We start from the raw sequence: 22487 nt of genomic DNA on the forward strand, positions 1-22487 counted from the left end.
AAATAATGCAGTGGCAAAGTATTTTATTAGAAAAGCGTAATGGGGTTGGACTGATTACATTAAATCGCCCTCAAGCGCTCAATGCTTTAAACAGCGAATTAATTAGTGAAGTTAATCAGGCATTAGATCAGCTCGAAAAAGACCGCGAAATTGGCTGCATGGTATTGGCAGGTTCTGAAAAAGCTTTTGCCGCAGGCGCCGACATTAAAGAAATGGCTGATTTGGCATTTCCTGATATTTATTTTGATGACTTTTTCCATCTTGCAGATCGTATTGCACAGCGCCGTAAACCTTTAATTGCTGCAGTGAGTGGCTATGCGTTAGGTGGTGGCTGTGAATTGGCGCTCATGTGTGACTTTATCTATTGTGCTGATAACGCTAAGTTTGGCTTACCAGAAGTCACCTTGGGAGTAATTCCGGGTATTGGTGGTACACAACGCTTGACTCATGCGATTGGTAAAGCCAAAGCAATGGAAATGTGTTTTACCGCTCGTCAAATGGGTGCTGTAGAAGCAGAGCAAAGTGGTTTAGTCGCACGTGTGTTTAGCAAAGAAGAATTACTTGAACAAACCTTGCAAGCAGCTGAAAAAATTGCGGCACGATCTTTAACTGCAAATATGATGCTCAAAGAAACCATTAACCGAGCTTTTGAAGTGAATCTGACTGAAGGCTTGCGTTTTGAAAGACGTATGTTCCATTCAATATTTGCAACATTTGACCAAAAAGAAGGAATGCAGGCGTTCGTTGAAAAACGAAAACCAAATTTTAAAAATCAGTAAGAGATCAATAAAATGAATACAGAAAATCACTTAATGATTGAGCAACAAGGTAAGTTGGGCATTATTACCTTAGACCGTGTGACTCATCTCAATGCATTGTCGCTAGACATGATTAAAAGTATTGGTGCCCAATTGGAACTGTGGCGAAATGATGCTGCTGTTCAGGCGGTATTAATTAAGTCAAATAGCCCAAAAGCCTTCTGTGCAGGTGGCGATATTCGCTATCTCTACGACAGTTATAAAAATGGCACAGCTGATTACAAAGGCTACTTTAGTGCCGAATATAAAATGCTAGATATACTGCGTGAATATGCAAAGCCAGTCATCGTCTTGCTTGATGGCTATGTTTTAGGTGGCGGATTTGGCTTGGCTCAAGCTTGTCACATTGTTGTGAGCAGTGAAAAGTCCAGATTTGCTATGCCTGAAACAGCGATTGGCTTTTTCCCAGACGTTGGCGCAACGCATTTCCTGTCTCGCCTTGATGATATTGGCGTTTATATGGCAATTACTGGCGAGCAGATCAGCAGCAGCGATGCGCTCTATCTCGACTTAATTGACTACCATGTGCCAAGCGAGCAGTTACAAGCTTTGCAAGATGCTCTTGTTGAGGCACCAAGTTTAAGTAAAGAGGGAATTGAACGCATCATTACCCGATTTATTACTCGCCCTGCCGAAAGTGAACTCAAACAATTGGCTGAAGGTATTCGTAAACACTTCGGATATCAGCATTTAGATGAAATCGAGCAAAGTCTTGAAAATGAACAAGATGAAAGTTTAAAAGCTTGGGCAAGTAAGATGCGCAGTATTTTGCAGCAGCGCTCATTTATAGCCAAACAAACCAGTTTGAAACTGCAACATTTAGGCCGTGGGCTTTCTTTACCGCAGTGTATGCAGCTTGAACGTGATTTACAGGACATTTGGTTTGAGCATGGTGACTTTATTGAAGGTGTCCGTGCTCTCATTGTCGATAAAGACAAACAACCACAGTGGCAAGAACGTAATTCGAAATTTGAGCCAATTTTAGAAAAATTGAGCTAAGCCTTATTACGCAACTCTAAAAAGCTTAAGGAGATAAAGCGAGACCTGAAAATGCTTATGGTCAGGGTTGGTCATAAGCATAAAAAAGATAAAACAAGAAAATCTAAAAAGGATATTACGATGCAAACAATACATGGAAACGGTTCAAATACTAAAAAGTCGTCACATCGATTAGCAGGCATCTCTAGCATGGTCGGTACCACCATTGAATGGTATGACTTTTTTATTTACGGTGCGGCAGCAGCGCTCATTTTTAATAAGCTATTTTTCCCAAATCTAGACGCACTTACTGGCGTGCTCGCTGCATTTGCCACCTATGCCGTTGGATTTATTGGGAGACCATTAGGCGGCTTAGTCTTTGGTCACTTTGGTGACAAGATTGGCCGTAAATCGATGTTGCTACTGACCTTGATGCTCATGGGGATCCCAACCGTACTGATTGGCTTATTACCGACTTACGAATCAATTGGTTACTGGGCTGCAATTTGTTTGGTTGTCTTACGATTCATTCAAGGGATGGCAATGGGCGGTGAATGGGGCGGTGCTGTGCTTATGGCCGTTGAACATGCACCAGAAGGCGGTAAAGGGTTTTGGGGAAGTTTACCTCAAGCCAGTACGGGTGGCGGTTTAATGCTAGCCTCAATTGCACTAGGACTAGTGTCGTTATTACCTGAACAAGCACTGTTTAGTTGGGGGTGGCGTTTACCATTTCTTGCTAGCATTATTTTACTCGCAGTAGGTTGGTACATTCGAGTGAAAGTGCCTGAATCACCTGATTTTGAAAAAGTAAAACAGCAGTCCGAAGAAGTCAAAGTTCCTGCTTTACAAGTTTTTAAAAACCATCCAAAGCAACTCATCACCATTATTTTGGCGCGTGCTGCCGAAAACGCATGGTTCTATATTGCTTCAACATTTACCTTGGCTTATACCACTGCACAACTTGGGATCCCACGCCAAGACATTTTGTTTGCTACCATTTGCGGTGCAATAGTTATTTTATTTATGACGCCGTTGTGTGGACATTTGTCTGATAAGGTTGGCCAACGCAATATGTTTATGTTTGGTTTATGCATACTGGCGCTTTACAGCTATCCATTTTTTACCATGCTCAACACCAAAGATCCGGTATTAGTCTGGACAGCCATTGTTTTAGCAATTGGTGTTGTATTCCCAATTATGTATGCGCCGCAAGCTCAGCTTTTTGCACGTCAATTTCCAGCAGAAATTCGTTATAGCGGAATTTCAATTTCGGTACAGTTAGCTGGGGTGCTTGGTGGCGGTTTAGCACCGTTAATTGCGACCAAACTTTTAAGTATCGGGCAGGGTAATCCATATTTAATTATGATTTATATTGGATCTATGGCTATCGTTGCGATTATATCGACTTCATTTATGCCACGTGATTGGCAGACTAAAACTGATGAGGCTTACCATAAAAAATCAGAATTAAATTTGAAAAACAAAATTACTGAGCAGTCTTGATATTAAGTTTGAGTCTTTCAAATTTCAAAAGCCCTAATCTTTTGACTAGGGCTTTTGAAATTTGGCGAGTTAAACGAGATTGCCGCTTAAGACCTTCATCTTTGCAATGTCACCAATATTCTTAGACTTTGATTTAACCAATCACACTTCAATCAAGCATGCAAACATGGCATATCCATCGATAACCATTGGCGGTCCTGCACGATGGGCGCGAAAACCCGCGGCACGTAATAACCGCTCTACCCCAAGAGGAGAGGTCGTAATGAGTTGTTTTGCACCTTGTTTTCTTGCAAAGTTGATTGCTTCTTGCAGAATTGCAATAGAGACTGGAGATGACACTGCTTGATTAGCAGAGGTCGGCGGATTCGAGAAATCTACGGCTGAAAATCTTGATAATTCCCAAATTTCTGGTGAGCAAGGAATAGGCATTCCATTCATTAATTGAGGAAATATCTCACCCAGTAAATAGGGCTGAGTCGTGGGTAGTAGTCTGGCACAGCCAATAATATTGGATTCTCTATCTTGAGCGACGACGTAAGCTGTATCGATTTTATCAAATTGATCTAGTTCTTCATTATTTGGACAGTTCAACTCCCAACCCAAATGTTCAACAAATACCTTGTAGCGGTAACTTTTAAATTTGGTATATAGGACTTCTGAAAAATTGTTTTGGAATCCAGCAATAACATTCATTACAAGTGCTTCCACTTATTTTTCAGGCGACTTTACTCGACAGCTGAAAAGGTGGTAACTGTAAGAATTTACAGGTTTCTAAGAGAAATTTGGACTTAATTTAGTCTTTGTTTGCGTTGTATTGATTTGAGCATAAATGAACTGTTCCCAAAACAAAGAATCTATTTTTTTTTCGATTAATGTTTCAGTAACATCAAATCCAATATCTGTACCAGATAAATCAACAATCATGATATTGCTTCGAGGTAGCCCAATTCGTTTTAAGCTAGCAATTCCATTGTTCTCAATAAATTCCCAGTCCCATCCGGTACTTAAAGCTGGGCTCCGTAATGTTGCCCATTCAGTAAACCCACAATATAGAATTCGAGAGTCTTCAATTTGTGTAGTTTCAACAATAGATATGAGGTGTTGGAGGGGGTAATTCATAAGCTGGATTTCATTCATCCGAATAAAACCATCTGTTGAGATTGAAAAATCAGGGGGGATTGTGACCATGCTACCTATTCAAGTGACTTGAATTACAGTTCTATAGATAAATAACATAAATTATTGCCAACAAAATACTGTTAAGTTTTACAGGTTAGCCATAATCTGGTGGTACACAACGTTAAGCTGTTCTTTAGAAAGTACTTCGGGCAGGGAGTTTTACTTACGCAGAAATTGACCCATCTATAGCTTCAATATGAGAGTTGCTTGTTTCAAGATTATCAACAGTTTAAGTTTTTTATATGTATTGTAGATAATATCTATCCTATTGTTAAAATAATATTTTAGAAATCATTATCATTATTCTTTGTTTCATTAAATAATAAATAAAAATTTATACTTCTAGTGTCACTAGTAGACGTTATTCTTTAGTTAAATTAATAGAAATATACAAATAAGAAGAAATAATAGGCTCCTTTTAAAAATAAAAAATACTCATTTTTGGAATAAAATGCATCCTGTAAATTTGAGGCTTTCAAGCATAATTCGCATGTGCAATATAACAACCTTAAAAAGCTTTCTGAAACCAGTTTATCCGAAAAATTTACCACCCTCTCAGGCTCAAAATGTTGTTAATTGGATTATGAATTCACTATATGCAACTAAATAAAAATGATTTATGCATGAGGTTTAATGAGAGTAAATGGAAAATTGGCAAGAAGATCTACTATCAGCATCTCTGGTAGTAAAAAATGAATATCAGCTATTTGAAGTAGTCAAATCTACAGCTTCAAAGCTTGGATTTGATTATTGTGCTTATGGTATGCGGTCGCCATTATCTATTGCTGAACCAAAAACAATTATGTTGAATAATTATCCCGAAGCATGGCAGAAGCGTTATATTAAACAGCAATATGTCAGGGTAGATCCAACCGTACAGCATTGTATGCTATCACTTCAACCTCTTGTCTGGTCGAGCCAATCTGCGAACACACAATCTCAAAAAGATTTTTGGGAGGAGGCGCGTTCTTATGGTTTAAACGTCGGTTGGGCACAGTCAAGCCGTGACTTTATTGGTACACGAGGAATGCTAACACTAGCAAGATCCACTGACCAATTATCAGAAAAAGAGCAGAAAGCTCAATATACCAATATGTTTTGGTTGTCTCAGACAGTACATTCCAGTATTGCTAAAATTGTGAATGAAACTGAATTTGCTCAGTTTAATCTTTATTTAACGAATCGGGAAAAAGAGGTTCTACGTTGGACTGCGGAAGGAAAAACATCAGCAGAGATTGCTCAGATTCTCGGGGTAACTGAAAGAACAGTAAATTTTCATCTCTGTAATTCAATGCAGAAGTTAAATGTGAATAATAAAATTTCAGCAGCGATTAGAGCTGTCATGTTAGGAATTTTATAAAGTTAGATATATAGAAATATAATAATTAATTTTGGTAAAATAAATTATTGTTAGATGTTTATGTAAAATGGGATTAATTGAAAGTTTTTAATTTAAGAAATTTTAATTAAAGTTGAGTTTATATAGGAAATCTTATTTATAGAAGTTTTATTTTAAAAATTGATTTTATATAATAATTTAATTTCATAATATTTTTTACTTAATGATAAAGTAACGAATAATGAGCTTTATAAGTAAAATATTTTAATTGATATTATTATTTTAAAATTTAGTGTTCGCGTTTTATCGATTCTCAGAAGACAAAATTTATTAATTTATAGGTTTATATATCAGTCAAGGTGCTATACATAGTTTTAAGCTATTCAAGTACAAATTAAAGCAGATTTCTTTAGTAGCTTTATCCTTATAAATAAAGGCTGTGAGGGGGTCTTACCTGAATCATTTATTGCCCTTAAGAAAAGCAAATAAACAATACATTAGATTGTAAATACAAGATATCCAATCAAGAGACTCACAAAGTAAGAATACGAACAGGCCATATAGCTGGCATGCTAAGAAATCTTGCGAAACACTATTAAATATTAACGAAATAAGGGCAAAAATTGAGTTAGAGGTTTAATTTAATTGCCCGCCTTCACAATATTGAAGTGAATAAAAATAATTTATGAAAGATATCCAATTTCTTAATTCTTAATAAAAACAGGCCAACCTGTAAAACCTTACAGGTGTAATAAAAAACACTCGCACATAAAATATAATGTGAATTTATATTTTAAACAAAAAGTATATTCATTTTTTATTAAAAGCCCCAGCTAGAAGTCTCATTTCTGAATTAGCGAGTTTAAAGGGTGAATTATAATTAATCGGAGTAAGTTATGGCTGTAATGGGTACGGATAATATCATTGCAACTTTGGAATCCCACGCAAATTCAAATGGAGCTAGGGTTGCTTTCGAGTATTTAGGGCGCCAATCCGGTGGGATTCAATCTCTGACGTATGCAGAGCTGAACGAGCAAGTTCAACGTCAGGCCCAAATCTTAATGAATCTTGTAGATAGTGGTGATCGCGCCGTGTTGCTGTTTGAGCCTGGATTGGACTTTATCGTATCGTTCTTTGCCTGTTTAAAAGCTAAAATTATCGCAGTACCTGTCAGCTTGCCTTTTAACCGCAACGGTTTTTCTAATATTTTGAATATTATGAATGACTGTGAGCCAAAGATAGTACTCACAACCAAAAAGATTCTTGAGCTATCGGGTCTTATCACATTAAAAGCCCAAAACGAAAGTTTAATATTGCATGCTGTTGATGCCCAATTACAGCGTGACTTAGTGGAAAAGGATTTTTCACATATTGCTGAAGACGATATCTGCTTCCTTCAATACACTTCAGGGTCAACTGGTTGGCCTAAAGGGGTAATTGTCACTCATAAAAACATCATGGCAAATGAAGTCATGATTGCTGAAGCTTTTGGTACACAAGCCGATGATATCGGTCTTACATGGCTACCTGTTTATCATGACATGGGATTGATCGGATCAGTTTTGCAGACTGTGTATGTAGGACTGACCTGCTATGTAATGTCACCGCTGGATTTTATTCGTAAACCACTTAAGTGGCTGCAATTTATTAGCGAAAAAGGTGTCACGATTAGTGGCGGACCAAACTTTGCCTATGAGTTGTGTCTGCATCGCATTTCGGATGAGGACGCAGCAGCGCTTGATCTGAGCCGTGTGCGTGTGATGTTTAACGGTGCCGAGCCAATCAAAGCTCATGTTATGCAAAGCTTCATGGAGAAGTTCAATACTCAGTCGAAATTGAGAATGGATACTTTCTTGCCGTGCTATGGCTTGGCAGAAGTTACGCTCTTAGTCAGTGGTGTGACTGGTCCTCTTAATGCTATTTCAATCGATCGTGAAAAGTTGAATGCCAATTTGGTACAGACCAGTCAAGATCAGACAGCCGTACAAATAGTAAGCTGTGGCAAGATTTCCGCACACATTGATTGCCGTATTGTCAATCCACATACCCGCAAAGAGGTAGGGGCTGATGAAGTCGGTGAAATCTGGCTAGCAGGTGAGAGTGTCACTGCGGGTTACTGGCAGAAGCCTGAGGTCAATCAGGAAACCTTTGCTGCAACCATCCTCGATAAGGCAGATAAGCCTAGTCAAGTGCACTACTTGAGAACTGGTGATATGGGCTTTGTTAAAAACGGAGACCTGTATGTGACTGGTCGCCTTAAGGATGTGATCATCATCCGTGGCAAAAACTATTACCCACAAGATATCGAGTGTTCTGTTGAAACAGCACATCCTGCTGTCCGTAAAGGCTGTGTGGCAGCAGTGAATTTCGGTAATTCTGATGGTGTCACGGTTGTGCTTGAGATCAAAAAGAAGTCGATAGACAAGACACTTAATTTTGAAACCATCAGAACTCAGGTTAAAGAACAAGTCGCGGCTGATATCGGTTTGCCTGTAGAAGGTGTTTATTTGCTGCATCAAGGTCGGATCAACAAGACCACTAGCGGAAAAATTAGAAGAAGAAAAATTAAAGAGCAGATCGAGCGCGGTCAACTGATCTGTTTAACCCATCCAAACCGTAGAACAGTGATGGCTCGAAACTATGTCAAAAATGGCTTAGAAATCATCCGTGATCGTGAGCAGCGGGGGCAACTGATTCGTTATAGCTCCAATCTACTCAACTCAATGATCAAGGAACGAGAAGTGCGCGCGCTCATTTTTAATCGATTGAAAAGTGCTTTGTTTTAATCCTTACCCTTTAATCATTTGAGCAAAAACTCATGTCACTTACATCTAATTTGCGGCAGTTTCAATCTGCTGCTCGTCTGGAGCAAATTTTAGGCTCCGTACATGATACTAACAACGATTTTTCTTGGTCCGCTGCCATTGAGCGCGATGAGAAGGAACAATACCCTCAGCGTGCTGTTGATTTTCTGAATGCCGTGGGCATGAACCGTTTTTATGTACCTTCAGAGCTTGGAGGTCGCATGGAAATTGGTGAAGAGTTGCTATATCTGCATCGTGTGCTGGCACGACGTGATCTAACCATCAACTCGACCTATAGCACGAATGCTTGGTCTGTGATCGTATGGATCGGCGGTAATGCGAACCAATGCCAAAACATTGCTAGTCGAATTTTGAGTGGTGCTGCACCAGCGCTGGCTTATAGTGAGAAAGCGCACGGAGCTGACCTGCTATCCAGTGAAGTAACTGCACAAGCTACTGAAAGCAAGTACGTCTTGAATGGCGAAAAATGGTCAATCAATCGCGCTACTCTAGGTGACTCTTTAAGTCTGATTGCTAAAACGTCGGATGACCGTGGCCCACGTAGTCTGAGTGCATTCTGGCTTGATAAGCGTCATATGGTTTCTAAGGGAACTTATAGCCTGAACCGCCTGCCAACAGTGGGTATGCGTGGGTTAGATATCAGTGGTATCGGCTTTAATAATGCTGAAATTCACAAAGATGCTCTGATCGGTGAAGAAGGTCAGGGCTTAGAGCTTGGACTCAAGACGCTACAGGTGACGCGTGCATATTGCAGCAGCTTCTCTTTAGGTGCGGGCGATACGATGCTGCGCATCGCGACTGAGTTTGCTATTGAGCGTGAGTTATATAACAAAAAAGTAATAAGCATTCCGCTGGTGCGTGAGCAACTGGCTACAGCCTATGCCTATCTATTGGCGGCTGAGGTGTTGTCACTCGTTGGTGCGCGTGGGTTACATGTTTGTATCAATCAGTTCAGCACATGGTCACCGATCATTAAGGTACTGGTGCCTGAGTATGTAGAGTCACTCGCTAAGATCACTTCCTCAGTGCTTGGGTCACGTTTTTTCTTAAGAAATGCATATGCTGATGGAATGTACCAGAAAGCTTTCAGAGATCATCTGATTGTTAGTGTGTTTGACGGCAGTAGCACCGTCTGTCTAGACAGCCTGAGTTTTCAGCTCAAGTCTGCCAATAAAGGGCGTAGCAAAAAAGTAAACCATCTCGACCAAGCCGAAGCTAAAGCACGCTATCACCAGTTATATGACTTACAGGTGAAGACGGATGCTATTGATTTTCGTGAGCTTGAGATTTTCAACCGCGATGGTGACTTGGTGATGGAGTCACTGGGAACGATCATCGAGATGCTCAACGATGCGGACGTTACAGAGGGACTGACTGCTGACATTCTGTCCCCGCTACGTGAACGTGCTGATCAGCTTCTTATCGAGCAGCGCACGCTAGATCAAAAAATTCAGGATTATTTCTCAAATTCAGAAGCGGCCAAAGTGTTTGAAACATTACGTTTCAGCTTGGCCCGTGAATATGCCGAGTTATTTGCTCGCATTGCTGTGCTGGGTTTTTGGATATTTAACCGTCATGGCTTAAGACCTGCTTTGCAGGATGGTGCATGGCTGATCATTTTCCTAAATGCTGCTGAAGGGCAGACATCCCCTCCAATGACATCACTACGTGAAAGCACATTGGCAGATCTGCTAGACCGAATTTCAACCAACCATATGTTATCTGTCATCGATTTTGCACTGGCATCACGTGATGCCAAACCGGTTAAAGAGGAAATTACCCCATGAATAAAGATAAAGCTTACTGGAGCGCAATCATTCGTACGCTAGTAGCGAAAGAAATGCGCGTAGAGCCTGAGACGATTAATCCAGATCAAAAATTTACCAGTTACGGTCTTGATTCGATCGTTGCTTTGTCTGTGTCTGGGGATTTAGAAGATCTGACAAAACTAGAGCTTGAACCGACATTACTATGGGATTACCCGACAATTAATGCGTTGGCTGAATATCTTGTTTCTGAGTTGCAACAGGGAGTTGCTTCGTGAATAACCTTGTACGACTAGAACCAGAAGTTCTGTCACGTCATGCGATTTCTGCAGAACAGCTCGGCATCTGGTATATCCAGCGCCTTGAGTCGACCTGCAGTGCCTACAATATGGTGGTGGCTTTTGATGTGAAGGTCAACCAACCATTAGGCAATAAGCCGATGGAGATTCTAGAAGCGGTAATGCATGATTATCCGCTGCTACGTGTAAGTATGCCTGCCAATGATCAGGGTATTGAGCAACTTATCTGGGATCGAATCTATCCTAATATCGTCTTCTCTGATGCTCGCCATGTCGATGCATCTGATTTGACACAATTGGTCGAGCAGGATTCTAAACAGCCGTTTGATCTGACTCAGCCACCGCTGTGGCGTATTCATTGTTATGAACGTGGTGAAAATCACTATGTGATTGCAGTCGTGATTCATCATGCCCTCATGGATTTCTGGTCGATTGGTCTCTTACTGCGTGATGTCGGCAAACGTTTTGGACTAGTTACAGAGTCAGACGTAGTGAACGGAATCGAGTTCGCACAGTATGCTGATAAGCAGCAGAGTACTGCGATTGACGATGCTGATGAGAGTCTACTGTTCTGGAAAAATGCGTTACAACATGCACCACACGTGCATAGCATTCCGCTTGATTATCCTCGTCCGGCTGTGCAGCAACACAAAGGTAGCTCACTGGTGTTCCGTGTGCCTGAGTCAGTGTCGTCTGGTCTTGTGAACTTAGCGAAAGATTATGAGATCACGCTGTTTGGACTCGTACTATCTGGCTTCTATATCCTGCTACACAAGCTATCAAATGAAAATGAACTCGTTATTGCTACACCCGTAGCTGGTCGACTTGAGCGCTCGTTGCGCAATGCGCTGGGGCAGTTTGTCAATACGATTGCTATTCACATGGACATTGATACTGACCAGACTTTACGTCAATTTACACAGCAGGTGCAGGAACAATTAAGACAGAGCCTCAAGCATCAAAAAGTTGCCTTTTCCAGAGTAGTTGAAGCTGTTTCACCAAAGCGTGATGGCAGTATTAACCCATTAGCTCAGGTGGGAATGTTCTGGGAACGTCTAGGTGGCATGGATGAGTTTAAAGAACTACTCTTGCCAATCCAGACCCCAGCGACTTTGGTCGGCCAAGACCTGACCTTAGGTAGTTTTCCAGTTCGCCAGCAAGAAGGTCAATTAGATCTTACGCTGGAAATGGGCGGTGAATATCAAGGCGAACTAGTTGGTGTACTGAAATATAACTCCGAGTTATTTTATGCACAGTCTGCCGAGAATATGGTGCAACTGCTGCAATCTGTACTATCAGAGATGGTGGCTCATCCTGAACGTAAGATCGTTGAGTTAGATATTGCGCCTGATTATGTGGATGGCATTCAGTTCGACACCCTACGTGGAAAGGCGACTGATTATCCTCAACATGATCTACTGGCAATGATTCTAAAGCAGATTGATGAGCGTGGTGACAATCATGCTTTGACCTCGAAGGATCATGCGGTTAGCTATCGTGAGTTAGGTCAACATATCGCTGGTATTGCTGAATATTTGCGTGAGCATGGCGTTATCCGTGGCGATCGTGTAGGTCTGATGTTAGATCGTACAGCTTTATTGCCAGCAGCAATCCTTGGGATCTGGGCGGCAGGAGCAGCTTATGTCCCGCTAGATCCTAATTTCCCAAGTGAACGTCTACATAACATCATCGAAGATGCTGAACCTAAAGTCATCTTAACTCAAACCGAGTTGATGGATGCTCTTAACGTTTCTGTGCCGCGTTTAGATATTAATCAAGCTGGCGTTGTGCCACTGGAGCAAGTGCGCGAGACGCTGGCCTTTGGTGAAACCGCTTATGTGATGTACACCTCAGGCTCGACAGGTAAGCCTAAAGGTGTGCGTATTGGGCATCCTTCAATCATCAATTTCTTGCTATCTATGAATGATAGGTTGCAAGTAACGACTGAGACCCAGTTGTTAGCAATCACCACTTATGCATTTGATATCTCGATTCTTGAGTTGCTCATTCCGCTGATGTACGGCGGTGTAGTACATGTTTGCCCACGCGAGGTATCACAAGACGGCAATCAATTGGTGGATTATCTAAATAATAAATCTATCAATGTTTTACAGGCAACACCGGCTTCTTGGAAAATGCTCTTAGATAGCGAGTGGAGAGGCAATACAGGGTTGACTGCACTCTGTGGAGGCGAAGCACTAGATACTATTCTTGCAGAAAAACTGCTGGGTAAAGTCGGCTGTCTTTGGAATGTCTATGGACCAACCGAAACTACAGTGTGGTCTAGTGCAGCTCGTATCACCGATGCAAAGTGTATTGATTTAGGCGAACCACTGGCGAACACCCAACTTTATGTTCTTGATGAACAGCAACGTTTAGTCCCACCGGGCGTCATGGGAGAGCTTTGGATTGGGGGTGATGGTCTAGCAGTTGATTACTGGCATCGACCTGAACTGACAGATGCTCAATTTAGAACTTTGCCATCTCTACCAAATGCTGGTCGACTCTATCGTACCGGAGATAAAGTCTGTCTGCGTACGGATGGAAGTTTGACTCATCATGGACGTCTAGATTTCCAAGTCAAGATTCGTGGATTCCGTATTGAACTAGGTGAAATCGAGAATGTTATCAAGCAGATCGATGGTATCACCGATGCAGTTGTACTGGTTAAGAGTACAGTCAGCAACGATCAAAAACTGGTGGCTTATTTAACTGGACATGAGATTGATATTGCTAGTTTGAAAAAGACGATGCAAATCCATCTACCAGCTTACATGGTACCAAATACGTTTATGACGTTGGATGAATTTCCAATGACAGCCAACAATAAGTTGGATCGTAAAGCGTTTCCTGAGCCTGTGTTTGAACAAAGTAACGATTATGTTGCACCACGTGATCCGATTGAAATTGAACTCTGTACTACTTTTGAGCAGATTTTATCGGTTAAACGGGTTGGTATACATGATGACTTCTTTGACTTGGGTGGACATTCGTTACTTGCTGTGAAGCTTGTTAATCACCTCAAAAAAGCATTTGGTACCGAACTATCAGTTGCTTTGCTGGCCCAATATTCCACTGTAGAGAGTTTGGGTGAAATCATTCGTGAAAATAAAGAAATTAAGCCTTCTATTGTAATTGAACTACGCCGTGGAACTTACGAGCAACCACTGTGGTTGTTCCATCCAATTGGTGGTAGCACCTTCTGTTATATGGAGCTTTCGCGCCATCTCAATCCGAAACGTACCTTGCGTGCTATTCAGTCTCCTGGACTGATTGAGGCAGATGCTGCGGAAGTGGCAATTGAAGATATGGCAACGCTCTATATTGCTGAAATGCAAAAGATGCAGCCTGAAGGACCTTATTTCCTCGGTGGATGGTGCTTTGGCGGTGCGATCGCATACGAGATCAGTCATCAGTTACGTCAAATGGGGCAGCAGGTCACAGGTATTGTCATGATCGATACCCGTGCTCCAATTCCAGAGAATGTGCCTGAAGATGCTGATGATGCGATGCTTTTGTCTTGGTTTGCCCGTGATTTGGCTGCGCCTTACGGCAAGAAGTTGACGATCCCAGCGCAATACTTGCGTGAATTGAGTCCAGATCACATGTTTGATCATGTGCTTAAAGAAGCCAAGGCCATTAATGTCTTACCTCTAGATGCAGACCCATCAGATTTCCGACTTTACTTTGATACCTATTTGGCGAATGGCATCGCACTCCAGACCTATTTCCCAGAGCCTGAAGAGTTTCCGATTCTTTTTGTGAAGGCCAAAGATGAACCAGAAGATTTTGGGGAAAGCCTAGGTTGGGATCAATTGGTTAAAGACACCTTTAAACAGGTGGATCTTCCTGGTGATCATTCATCAATTATGTACGCTGAGAATGTCGTGGCTGTTGCCCAGACAATTGATCAGATGTATCCAATTCCCGCATAAGAAATACAAGAAGGTAGAACCACTATGGTGACCATAGAACATGCTTTCCTCATACCGGCCGAGATTGACAAGGTTTTTAACTATCTTGCAAACCCGGCCAATGATGCAGGTTGGCAATTGTCGTGTAAGCATTCTGAACTGCTAGACAATACTCCACGTGTGGGCAGCAAGTATGAAATCGGTTTTAGCTTTATTGGGCGTGAGATGTCCTTTAAAGGTGAAATTACACATCTAGTACCGAATGAATTGTATGCGTTTAAAGTAGTGGAAGGACCCTTTCACTACACTGGGACTTACCGTTTCAAACCACATGCAGAAGGTACCTGGATTGAATGGGTGTTTGAGGCAGAGCCAGGCAGCTTTTTTGGTGTATTGCCCCCCGCACTGCTAAAAAAGATGGTTCTTGCTCAGTTTAAAAAAGATGTTGCTAATCTTGAAGCATTGGCTCAGAAGGGTGAAGCCTATGAGTCGGTTGGCAACGATGGTAAGCAAACGCATGAGACCAATAGTAAACCACTTCGTAAAACTCATCAGATGATGGAACAATACGCGCGTTGGATTCTCAGACATCGCCGTATTGTACTGACTGTGGTGATGCTTTTAACGCTTGTCTTGGCATATCTCGCATCTGGCGTAAAAATTATTATTGATCCAGATGCGCTTGCCCCCAAAGGTCATCCTTATATCACCTCGACCAAGCTGATTGAAAAGAAATTCGGCTCCAAGTACATGGTCGTGATCGGTATTACACCGAAGCAGGGTGATATTTATCAGCCGCAAGTGTTAGAAAAAGTTAAACGTATTACTGAAGAAGTTGATAATGCTCCGGGCGTGGTTCGATCTACTCTAATGAGTCTGGCTGCACGTCAGGCCAAAGGGATCACTGCTAATTCGGATGGATTTGATGCTAAGAAACTACTGCCGAATAGTTCTGTGACCGAGAGTGATGTCGATCACCTGAAAAAACTGTTGGCACTGAATCCAATCTATATGAATTCGGTCGTATCTAAAGATCAGAAAACGGCTGCTATTTTGCTTGAACTTGAGGAAAGTCCAGAAGGCTTCCAAAAGATGATGGGCCCGATCAACAAAATCGTAGCGGCTGAACAGTCTAAGGATATGACCATCAGTGTTGGTGGTAATCCAGTCTATTTAGATAAAGCTGAAGATTACTCTAAGCGTATCAACATCTTGTTCCCAATTGCCGTGTTGGTTATTGGATTATTGCACTTCGAAGCATTCCGCAGTAAACAAGGTCTGATTTTGCCATTAGTTACAGCTTTGCTGTCTGTAGCATGGGGTATGGGCATGATGGGGCTGTTCAAACAGCCGATGGATATTTTTAACTCTCCTACACCAATTCTGATTCTGGCCATCGCGGCAGGGCACGCCGTGCAGTTGCTCAAGCGATACTATGAAGATTTTGATCGTCTGATTGCCCAAGGGATGGAGCCTAAAGCTGCAAATAGCGAAGCCGTGGTGCAGTCTATGGTTCGTGTTGGTCCAGTTATGATACTGGCTGGCGGAATTGCAGCGGCTGGATTCTTCTCTCTGTTGACCTTTAATATTCCGACTATCCGTTCATTCGGTATTTTTACAGGAATCGGGATCATCAGTACGCTGGTGATTGAGATGACTTTTATTCCGGCACTTCGCTCAATGTTGCCACCGCCTTCGGTTGTAAAGGTCAAACGCAAAGGCTTGCCGATCTGGGATTGGATTCCAAATCGCATTGGTGATGTCATTTTGTCGGTTCGTCCGCGAATGATGTTAATGACTGCGATTGCGGCAATGGGCGTCTTTCTTGCTATTGGCACGAGCCGTATTGTGGTAGACAACGATAGCCGTAATTTCTTCGCTCGCGACTTACCAATGCAGCAAGACGACAGATTCTTGAATCAGTCTCTTGGTGGCACAAACAGCCTTTATATTATGGTTGATACGAAGGTTCGTGATGGTATTGAAAACCCTGAAATCCTAAAAGCGATTGATAATACAGAAAAGTTCGCAAACTCAATTCCAGAGGTCGGTAAAACCATCTCTATCGTGGACTATATCAAACGAATGAATCAGGCAATGAATGCTGATCAGCCACAGGCATTTCAGGTTCCTGCAACCAAAGATGTCGTTGCTCAATATCTGCTGTTGTATTCAATGTCTGGTGAGCCGACTGATTTTGATTCATACATTGATACCACTCAGCGTTATGCCAAGATCACTGTTCTTCTGAAAACGGGCAGTAATCATCGCATTAAAGAAATCCTAGAGTCGCTAAAAACCTATATGGCGGGTCAATTGGGTGATAAAGCTGTAGTAAGTTTTGGTGGTGATGTGACGCAGACCATTGCCTTAACTGAAACAATGGTTCACGGCAAGCTCATGAACATTTTACAAATTTCATTTGCCGTATTCTTTATTTCAGCATTGGTTTTCCGTTCGATTTCAGCGGGACTGATTGTTCTTACACCACTTCTGTTCTCAATTCTTGCGATCTTTGGCGTGATGGGATGGCTCGATATTCCGCTCAATATTCCAAACTCACTCATCTCGGCCATGGCTGTAGGTATTGGTGCGGATTATGCCATTTACTTCCTCTACCGCTTGCGTGAAATCTTGCGCGAAGAAGGAGGGGATATCAAAGACGCAATTCGTAAAACTTTAAGTACTGCTGGTAAGGCATCTCTTTTTGTCGCGACTGCGGTTGCCGGTGGGTATGGCGTATTGTCTTTGTCGCAAGGCTTCCACGTTCATCAATGGCTCGCAATGTTTATTGTGATTGCGATGCTGTTCAGTGTATTTGCAACCTTAATTATGGTACCTACAATGATTCTGATGTTGAAACCTCGTTTTATCTTTTCTTCAAATAAGAAGAGCATTCCTGTTGCACAAACAGTTGTGACAAGCCTTTTGTTGGGTACGGTGCTCACTTTTTCATTACCTAAAACATCTCATGCAGATGAAGTTCAAGACATTGTTAATCGTAGTGATGATGCCTCTAAGTTCTTGTCTTCAACCGCTAGTGCCAAATTTATTTTGACCTCTAAAAATGGCGAGCAACGTGTACGTTTAACTAAAAACATGACCAAGCTTGCTGGAAATACTCAGAACAATATGCGTTTGACTGAGTTCATCTCGCCAGCAGATGTCCAAGGAACCACGACGCTGTTAATTGAAAATGCAAAAGGCAGCGATAGCATGTTTGTCTATTTGCCAGCATTGAAAAAAGTACGTCGTCTTGCATCAGCGAATAAAGGTGATGCTTTTATTGGTACGGACTTTAGTTATGGTGATGTGCTTGGCTATAAGCTCAGTGACTGGAAGTACACGAAACTGGCAGATGGCAAATTTAATGGTAAAGATTGCTACATGATTGAAGCAACGCCAATTAATAATACGGTGAAGAGTGATTTTGGTTATAGCAAACGTCGTATGTGCATACTCAAAGATAACTTTGTTACAGCAACCATCGACATTTGGGATACTGCAGGTAAGCCTTTAAAACACATTGAATTCACCGATATCCGTCCTTACGGCAAAGTGAAACCAAGATGGCAAGCCATGAAATCTATGGCGAAAAATCTGCAAACTCAACATATGACGCAAGTGATCGTCAATGATTTTGTGGCAGAAAAAACTTTATCCGATAAGCTTTTCTCACCGCAGAGCCTTGAAAAATGACGCAAGGTGCCTATTGGGTGTTTGCATGCTGCAGTAGCTTTATGCTACTGCAGCATGCTTATGCAGATGACAGTGAAATTAGTTTTGTGAGCCAGAACTCAGCCAGACTCGATGTATGGTCATCAGATCGTGATTTAAGTTCATTAAAAAACATTGGACAGGCAAGTTTCTGGTCCAATGGTACGCTCAAGTTTAACCCTGCATTTAAGCTGCATTACGACATAGTGGTTGGAGACGAAACGGACCATACTGTGAACCCAGATCAAGTGAGTAAGGTAAACCGTAACTTACGTGAGTTATATGCCTCTTATAACTGGGATCAGACCGTCTATGTTGATGTTGGTCGTCAGATTGTCATCTGGGGAAGGGCTGATGGCATTAACCCAACGGATAATCTCTCGCCTCGTGACTATACGCGTCTAGTACCAGATGAGACAGATCAACGTCTTGGAAATGATACACTCAAATTGACGTATATTCCTGAATCTGGAACCAATAAATGGACCGCATTGTGGTATCCGCGTAGTCGTTCAGATGTGATTCCATTGCGTCAGATTGCTGGTGTTCAGTATGACATAGACCGTAAGAGTCGTCCTATGTTTGCAGTACGTTGGGATTATTCTGTAGATGGTCTAGATGTCGGGGCATCGTATTTTTCAGGTTTGGATCACATGCCTGATTTGTCACTACAGTCGTTATCTCCAACAGGGGCAATATTACAACTGAAAAATAATCCTATGTCTGTCTATGGAGTAGATTTCAGTTATAACCATAACGATATCGTATGGAGAGGTGAAGCTGCTTATACAAAGACTGACTCGGATGGCAGTGAAGATATTACCCATAAGAAAAATAATTTAACTGTGGTCGTGGGTCCAGAATTATCATTAAAAAATTCCACGCTGAGTTTAATGGGCGTGTACAAACATACGGAGGATGTAAGGTCTGCCGATAGCTTAACAGATCCATTATTGAGAGAAGTTTATCGTTATCAGCAAACCATCAGTGACCAGTATCAACAGAATCAGTATGGGGCTATGCTGCGTTATGCACTTAACCTAATGAATGACAACCTAAAGCTAGAGTTTACAGGGTTTTATTTTGCACCAGAGCCTAATGAGTTATTGAGAGTGCGTATTAACTACAACCTCAATGATCACTGGCAGTTGAATGCAGGTGGAGATCGCTTCTGGGGCAAAAATGATACGGTGTTAGGACAATTTAGAGATAACAGTCTGGTATATGCCCAGATCCGATATAACTTTTAAGATAATTCGCTCCAAAACAATGCTGGATTGCCCAGCCCTAATAAGGTGACTTATGGATAATTTAAAGAACGCAAAAAAAGATAATTTTTCACGGAAGACCATATTAGTAACAGGTGCAGCAGGTTTTATTGGCAGCAGACTAGTCGTTGATCTTTTGCGTGAGGGTCATCAGGTCATTGCTGCGCTACGTAATGCTGCAACCAAGAAAGATAAGCTGTTAGGTTTCATTGCAACAGAAGGGCTTGCTGATCCATCTATTTCATTTGTTGAATATGATTTGAGCCGTGATTTTAAGCTGGACTCTCTGCTAGCGGATGCTCAGGCAAAGATCCATGTAATTTATCATCTTGCAGCGTCATTTAATTGGGGTATTAGCAAAGCTGAAGCTGAGCGTACAAATGTTAAGTCAGGACTCGCCTTAATTGAATGGGCCGCAACATTGAAGCAGCTTGAGCGATTTATCTGGATTGGTGGGTATCGTGTGGCTGCTCCGCCGCAAGAGTCGGCTGATGAGTTGTATTGCAAACATGGTGGCTATGAAGCTTCAAAAATTTTGGGTTATCAGGCTTTCATTGAGGCTTGTAAGCGTTTAAATGTGCCATGGACTGCAATAAATCCAGCCACAGTCATTGATGGTTTCTATAAGTATGGCGATATGCAATATATCGGTATTGCGGACATGATTGATAAGCTCTATCAGGGACGTCTACTGGCATTGCCGGGTGGCCGTGACACATTCCTGCCACTATGTAATATGCAGTATATCGTGAGCTTTTTAATCCGAACGATGTCTTATCCTGAGACGATTGCTCAGGAGTATATGCTGCTTGATTCCAAGACACCGAAATTTCATCGCCTAGTTCACCTCGCTGCCGAGCATTTAGGGGTTAGCTCACCACATTTACAGCTACCTAAAGGTCTATTAGAGAAATTACCTGAGGTATTACTTGATGGTTCTAAGGAGCAACTCTCTTTCATTTCTACTGAGCACTATCATGTTGATGGGGCAGAGGCGATGGCAGCGAAGATGGGCATCGCGGACTTGATTAATATCACTCCATATTTCTCTCGTTGGATTGATCGTCTAGTGCTTACACGCTTTGGTCGTATGCAAGTTTCAACACCTAATTCTTTTAGTTATCAAAACCGATATTGGACAGAAATCTATACTAAACAGTCAGTTGGTTCGGAAAAATCTTCCGCACTATTTTTACACGGCATTCCGTTCGATAGCGCATGTTGGTCTCCAATCATCAATAAAATCACATATGATCAGGTCGCTATGATGGACTTACCCGGACTTGGGCGTTCGGGTAGTTATGAGGTGATGGAGGATAACAATCATCATTTTATTGACACTGCTGCAGAGCTGTTAGCGCTAAATAGTGTTGTGATTGCCCACTCGTTAGGGTGCCTCTTTGCATTAAACCTTGCAAAGAAATATCCAGAAAAAGTTGCACGCCTTATTCTCATATCGCCTTATTTTGTTCAGGCACAGGCTGCTAAAATGTTTCAGATACAAGCCATATCGAAACTCATTTTCCGTTTTGTGCCAAAAGATGTGATTGCTAAAGATCTGCATCCAAATGGACAACAAAATCTGTCAGTAAGATATGCGATGGACTCACTACGCCGCTTGTCAGTGTCTAAGCATATTAGTGAGTACATGCACCACATTAATTTGCCGCAGCAGCGCGCTACACAGACAGCTTTACTCACTGAACTTCGCTCTAAAATCGAGATTATTGTTGGGGAAAACGACCCCATTGTTACCACAATCAGTCCTGATATTCCTGTACATATCATCGCTGGTGCAGGTCATAATCCGCATGTTACCCATGTAGAAGCGGTTTATGATTACCTCAAACCAGTTCTGACGAAGTACATCAACACTACAGTACAGCTTAGTGATGTCTGATATAGCCCAAGTACAGATTTTTGTTTGCCCAGTTTCACGGGTACCACAAGATCATGTGATATTGAGTCATTATCTCAGCTTTCTCAACGAGGTTGAAAAGTTGAGATATGATCAATATCTTCCTCATGCTGCACGTCTTTTCTTAATTTCTCGTGTGTTAACGAAGTCTGTTTTAGCAGATAAGCTGGGTATCTCACCCCATGAAGTTAATATTCAATTACAACCGAATGGCAAACCTTTTGTACAAGGCAGTAAGGCTATTTATTTTAATCTTAGTCACTCAGCGGACGTTATTGTCCTTGCTGTGACTGAAGAAGGAGAAATAGGCGTCGATGTTGAACGAGTGAATCGAGAGTTCGAATGGAGGCGTGTCGACAGTGTATTAGCACTGAGCGAAATAGAGTGGATTCAGGAAAATGAACTGATTGATCCATTTAGCGTCTATCAACGGTTTTTTCAAATATGGACCTTAAAGGAATCCTATATTAAATGTACTGGGCATGGAATGAGCAGCCATTTAAAGAAGCTTAACTTTCATATCTTGTCTGAACATATATGGTTTCTTGATGCAACTAAAGATGCTCAAAAAACAGAGCAATATCATTTTCAAAGCTATATCTATGATTGTAATTTTATATTTTCCATATGTTTGCAACAGAGCCACAATATAAGATGCTTTAACTTGGAGTGTTTTCAATTATTGCCACGTATATCTATGCACCAAATTACTCCAGTACTTTGCAAATATAACTAGATTAAATCGTTATAACTGACGATTCAAAAATATGAATCTGGTAGAGAGTAGAAAGCCTTTAGTTGGAATTGAACCGAGTTTTTCTCAATAAGTTGCGTGGTAAATCGATAGAGTATAAAAATAAGGATAGATAAAAAGAAAAAAGCCCCAGTCTTTCGACTAGGGCCTTTTAAATTTGGAGCGGGAAACGAGACTCGAACTCGCGACCCCAACCTTGGCAAGGTTAT

At 41.6% G+C, this 22487-nt stretch carries 14 protein-coding genes; 12 read left to right on the forward strand and 2 right to left on the reverse strand.

Translation table 11 applies throughout. The features are described 5' to 3' along the window. Positions 1–5: 5 nt before the first annotated feature. From RMA95_RS07280 to RMA95_RS07290, 3 genes are all read left to right on the forward strand, one after another. On the forward strand, positions 6–779 hold the full coding sequence (locus RMA95_RS07280; RefSeq protein ID WP_311070013.1) for an enoyl-CoA hydratase: 774 nt from the start codon (positions 6–8) through the stop codon (positions 777–779). A gap of 12 nt (positions 780–791) precedes the next feature. Beyond that, the gene (locus tag RMA95_RS07285) at positions 792–1817 is read left to right on the forward strand and encodes an enoyl-CoA hydratase/isomerase family protein (RefSeq protein WP_311070014.1); all 1026 of its coding nucleotides are present in this window, start codon (positions 792–794) and stop codon (positions 1815–1817) included. A gap of 120 nt (positions 1818–1937) precedes the next feature. Then, positions 1938–3299: an MFS transporter gene (locus RMA95_RS07290; RefSeq protein WP_311070015.1), complete on the forward strand. Its 1362-nt coding sequence runs from the start codon at positions 1938–1940 to the stop codon at positions 3297–3299. Between the two features lie 141 nt (positions 3300–3440). On the opposite strand, the gene abaI is transcribed toward RMA95_RS07290, so the two are convergent. Continuing rightward, on the reverse strand, positions 3441–4007 hold the full coding sequence (gene abaI, locus RMA95_RS07295) for an acyl-homoserine-lactone synthase AbaI (protein ID WP_080632436.1): 567 nt from the start codon (positions 4005–4007) through the stop codon (positions 3441–3443). A gap of 63 nt (positions 4008–4070) precedes the next feature. After that, the gene (locus RMA95_RS07300; RefSeq protein ID WP_005309101.1) at positions 4071–4487 is read right to left on the reverse strand and encodes a DUF4902 domain-containing protein; all 417 of its coding nucleotides are present in this window, start codon (positions 4485–4487) and stop codon (positions 4071–4073) included. A gap of 634 nt (positions 4488–5121) precedes the next feature. On the opposite strand from RMA95_RS07300, the gene abaR reads away from it, so the two are divergent. The 9 genes from abaR to RMA95_RS07345 all read left to right on the forward strand — a co-directional run bounded on the left by abaR (position 5122) and on the right by RMA95_RS07345 (position 22260). Further along, complete coding sequence (gene abaR / locus RMA95_RS07305) at positions 5122–5838, forward strand: LuxR family transcriptional regulator AbaR (protein ID WP_311070016.1); 717 nt, start codon at positions 5122–5124, stop codon at positions 5836–5838. 875 nt (positions 5839–6713) lie between these two features. Next, a complete protein-coding gene (locus RMA95_RS07310) occupies positions 6714–8603 on the forward strand; it encodes a fatty acyl-AMP ligase (protein ID WP_311070017.1) in 1890 nt (629 codons plus the stop codon). Between the two features lie 50 nt (positions 8604–8653). Further along, complete coding sequence (locus tag RMA95_RS07315; RefSeq protein ID WP_311070024.1) at positions 8654–10429, forward strand: acyl-CoA dehydrogenase; 1776 nt, start codon at positions 8654–8656, stop codon at positions 10427–10429. Next, on the forward strand, positions 10426–10686 hold the full coding sequence (locus RMA95_RS07320) for an acyl carrier protein (RefSeq protein WP_004795344.1): 261 nt from the start codon (positions 10426–10428) through the stop codon (positions 10684–10686). The genes RMA95_RS07315 and RMA95_RS07320 overlap by 4 nt, the downstream gene beginning before the upstream one ends. Beyond that, positions 10683–14642: an amino acid adenylation domain-containing protein gene (locus RMA95_RS07325; protein ID WP_311070018.1), complete on the forward strand. Its 3960-nt coding sequence runs from the start codon at positions 10683–10685 to the stop codon at positions 14640–14642. The genes RMA95_RS07320 and RMA95_RS07325 overlap by 4 nt, the downstream gene beginning before the upstream one ends. Positions 14643–14666: 24 nt before the next feature. Then, positions 14667–18320, forward strand: coding sequence for an outer membrane lipoprotein-sorting protein (locus tag RMA95_RS07330; protein ID WP_311070019.1), 3654 nt, complete (start codon positions 14667–14669; stop codon positions 18318–18320). After that, positions 18317–19588: a porin gene (locus RMA95_RS07335; RefSeq protein WP_311070020.1), complete on the forward strand. Its 1272-nt coding sequence runs from the start codon at positions 18317–18319 to the stop codon at positions 19586–19588. Before RMA95_RS07330 ends, RMA95_RS07335 begins: the two co-directional genes overlap by 4 nt. 52 nt (positions 19589–19640) lie before the next feature. Then, positions 19641–21506, forward strand: coding sequence for an alpha/beta fold hydrolase (locus tag RMA95_RS07340; protein WP_311070021.1), 1866 nt, complete (start codon positions 19641–19643; stop codon positions 21504–21506). Beyond that, entirely contained in the window at positions 21499–22260 is a 762-nt protein-coding gene (locus tag RMA95_RS07345; RefSeq protein ID WP_311070022.1) for a 4'-phosphopantetheinyl transferase superfamily protein, read from the forward strand. Before RMA95_RS07340 ends, RMA95_RS07345 begins: the two co-directional genes overlap by 8 nt. Positions 22261–22487: the final 227 nt, after the last annotated feature.

It is taken from the genome of Acinetobacter sp. V110_1 (assembly GCF_031798975.1).
Lineage (GTDB): Bacteria > Pseudomonadota > Gammaproteobacteria > Pseudomonadales > Moraxellaceae > Acinetobacter > Acinetobacter nosocomialis_A.

Coding starts and splice junctions, on each gene's coding strand:
- RMA95_RS07280 (WP_311070013.1), top strand. CDS start 6: ATGCAGTGGCAAAGTATTTTATTAGAAAAGCGTAATGGGGTTGGACTG.
- RMA95_RS07285 (WP_311070014.1), top strand. CDS start 792: ATGAATACAGAAAATCACTTAATGATTGAGCAACAAGGTAAGTTGGGC.
- RMA95_RS07290 (WP_311070015.1), top strand. CDS start 1,938: ATGCAAACAATACATGGAAACGGTTCAAATACTAAAAAGTCGTCACAT.
- RMA95_RS07300 (WP_005309101.1), bottom strand. CDS start 4,487: ATGGTCACAATCCCCCCTGATTTTTCAATCTCAACAGATGGTTTTATT.
- abaR (WP_311070016.1), top strand. CDS start 5,122: ATGGAAAATTGGCAAGAAGATCTACTATCAGCATCTCTGGTAGTAAAA.
- RMA95_RS07310 (WP_311070017.1), top strand. CDS start 6,714: ATGGCTGTAATGGGTACGGATAATATCATTGCAACTTTGGAATCCCAC.
- RMA95_RS07320 (WP_004795344.1), top strand. CDS start 10,426: ATGAATAAAGATAAAGCTTACTGGAGCGCAATCATTCGTACGCTAGTA.
- RMA95_RS07330 (WP_311070019.1), top strand. CDS start 14,667: ATGGTGACCATAGAACATGCTTTCCTCATACCGGCCGAGATTGACAAG.
- RMA95_RS07335 (WP_311070020.1), top strand. CDS start 18,317: ATGACGCAAGGTGCCTATTGGGTGTTTGCATGCTGCAGTAGCTTTATG.
- RMA95_RS07340 (WP_311070021.1), top strand. CDS start 19,641: ATGGATAATTTAAAGAACGCAAAAAAAGATAATTTTTCACGGAAGACC.
- RMA95_RS07345 (WP_311070022.1), top strand. CDS start 21,499: ATGTCTGATATAGCCCAAGTACAGATTTTTGTTTGCCCAGTTTCACGG.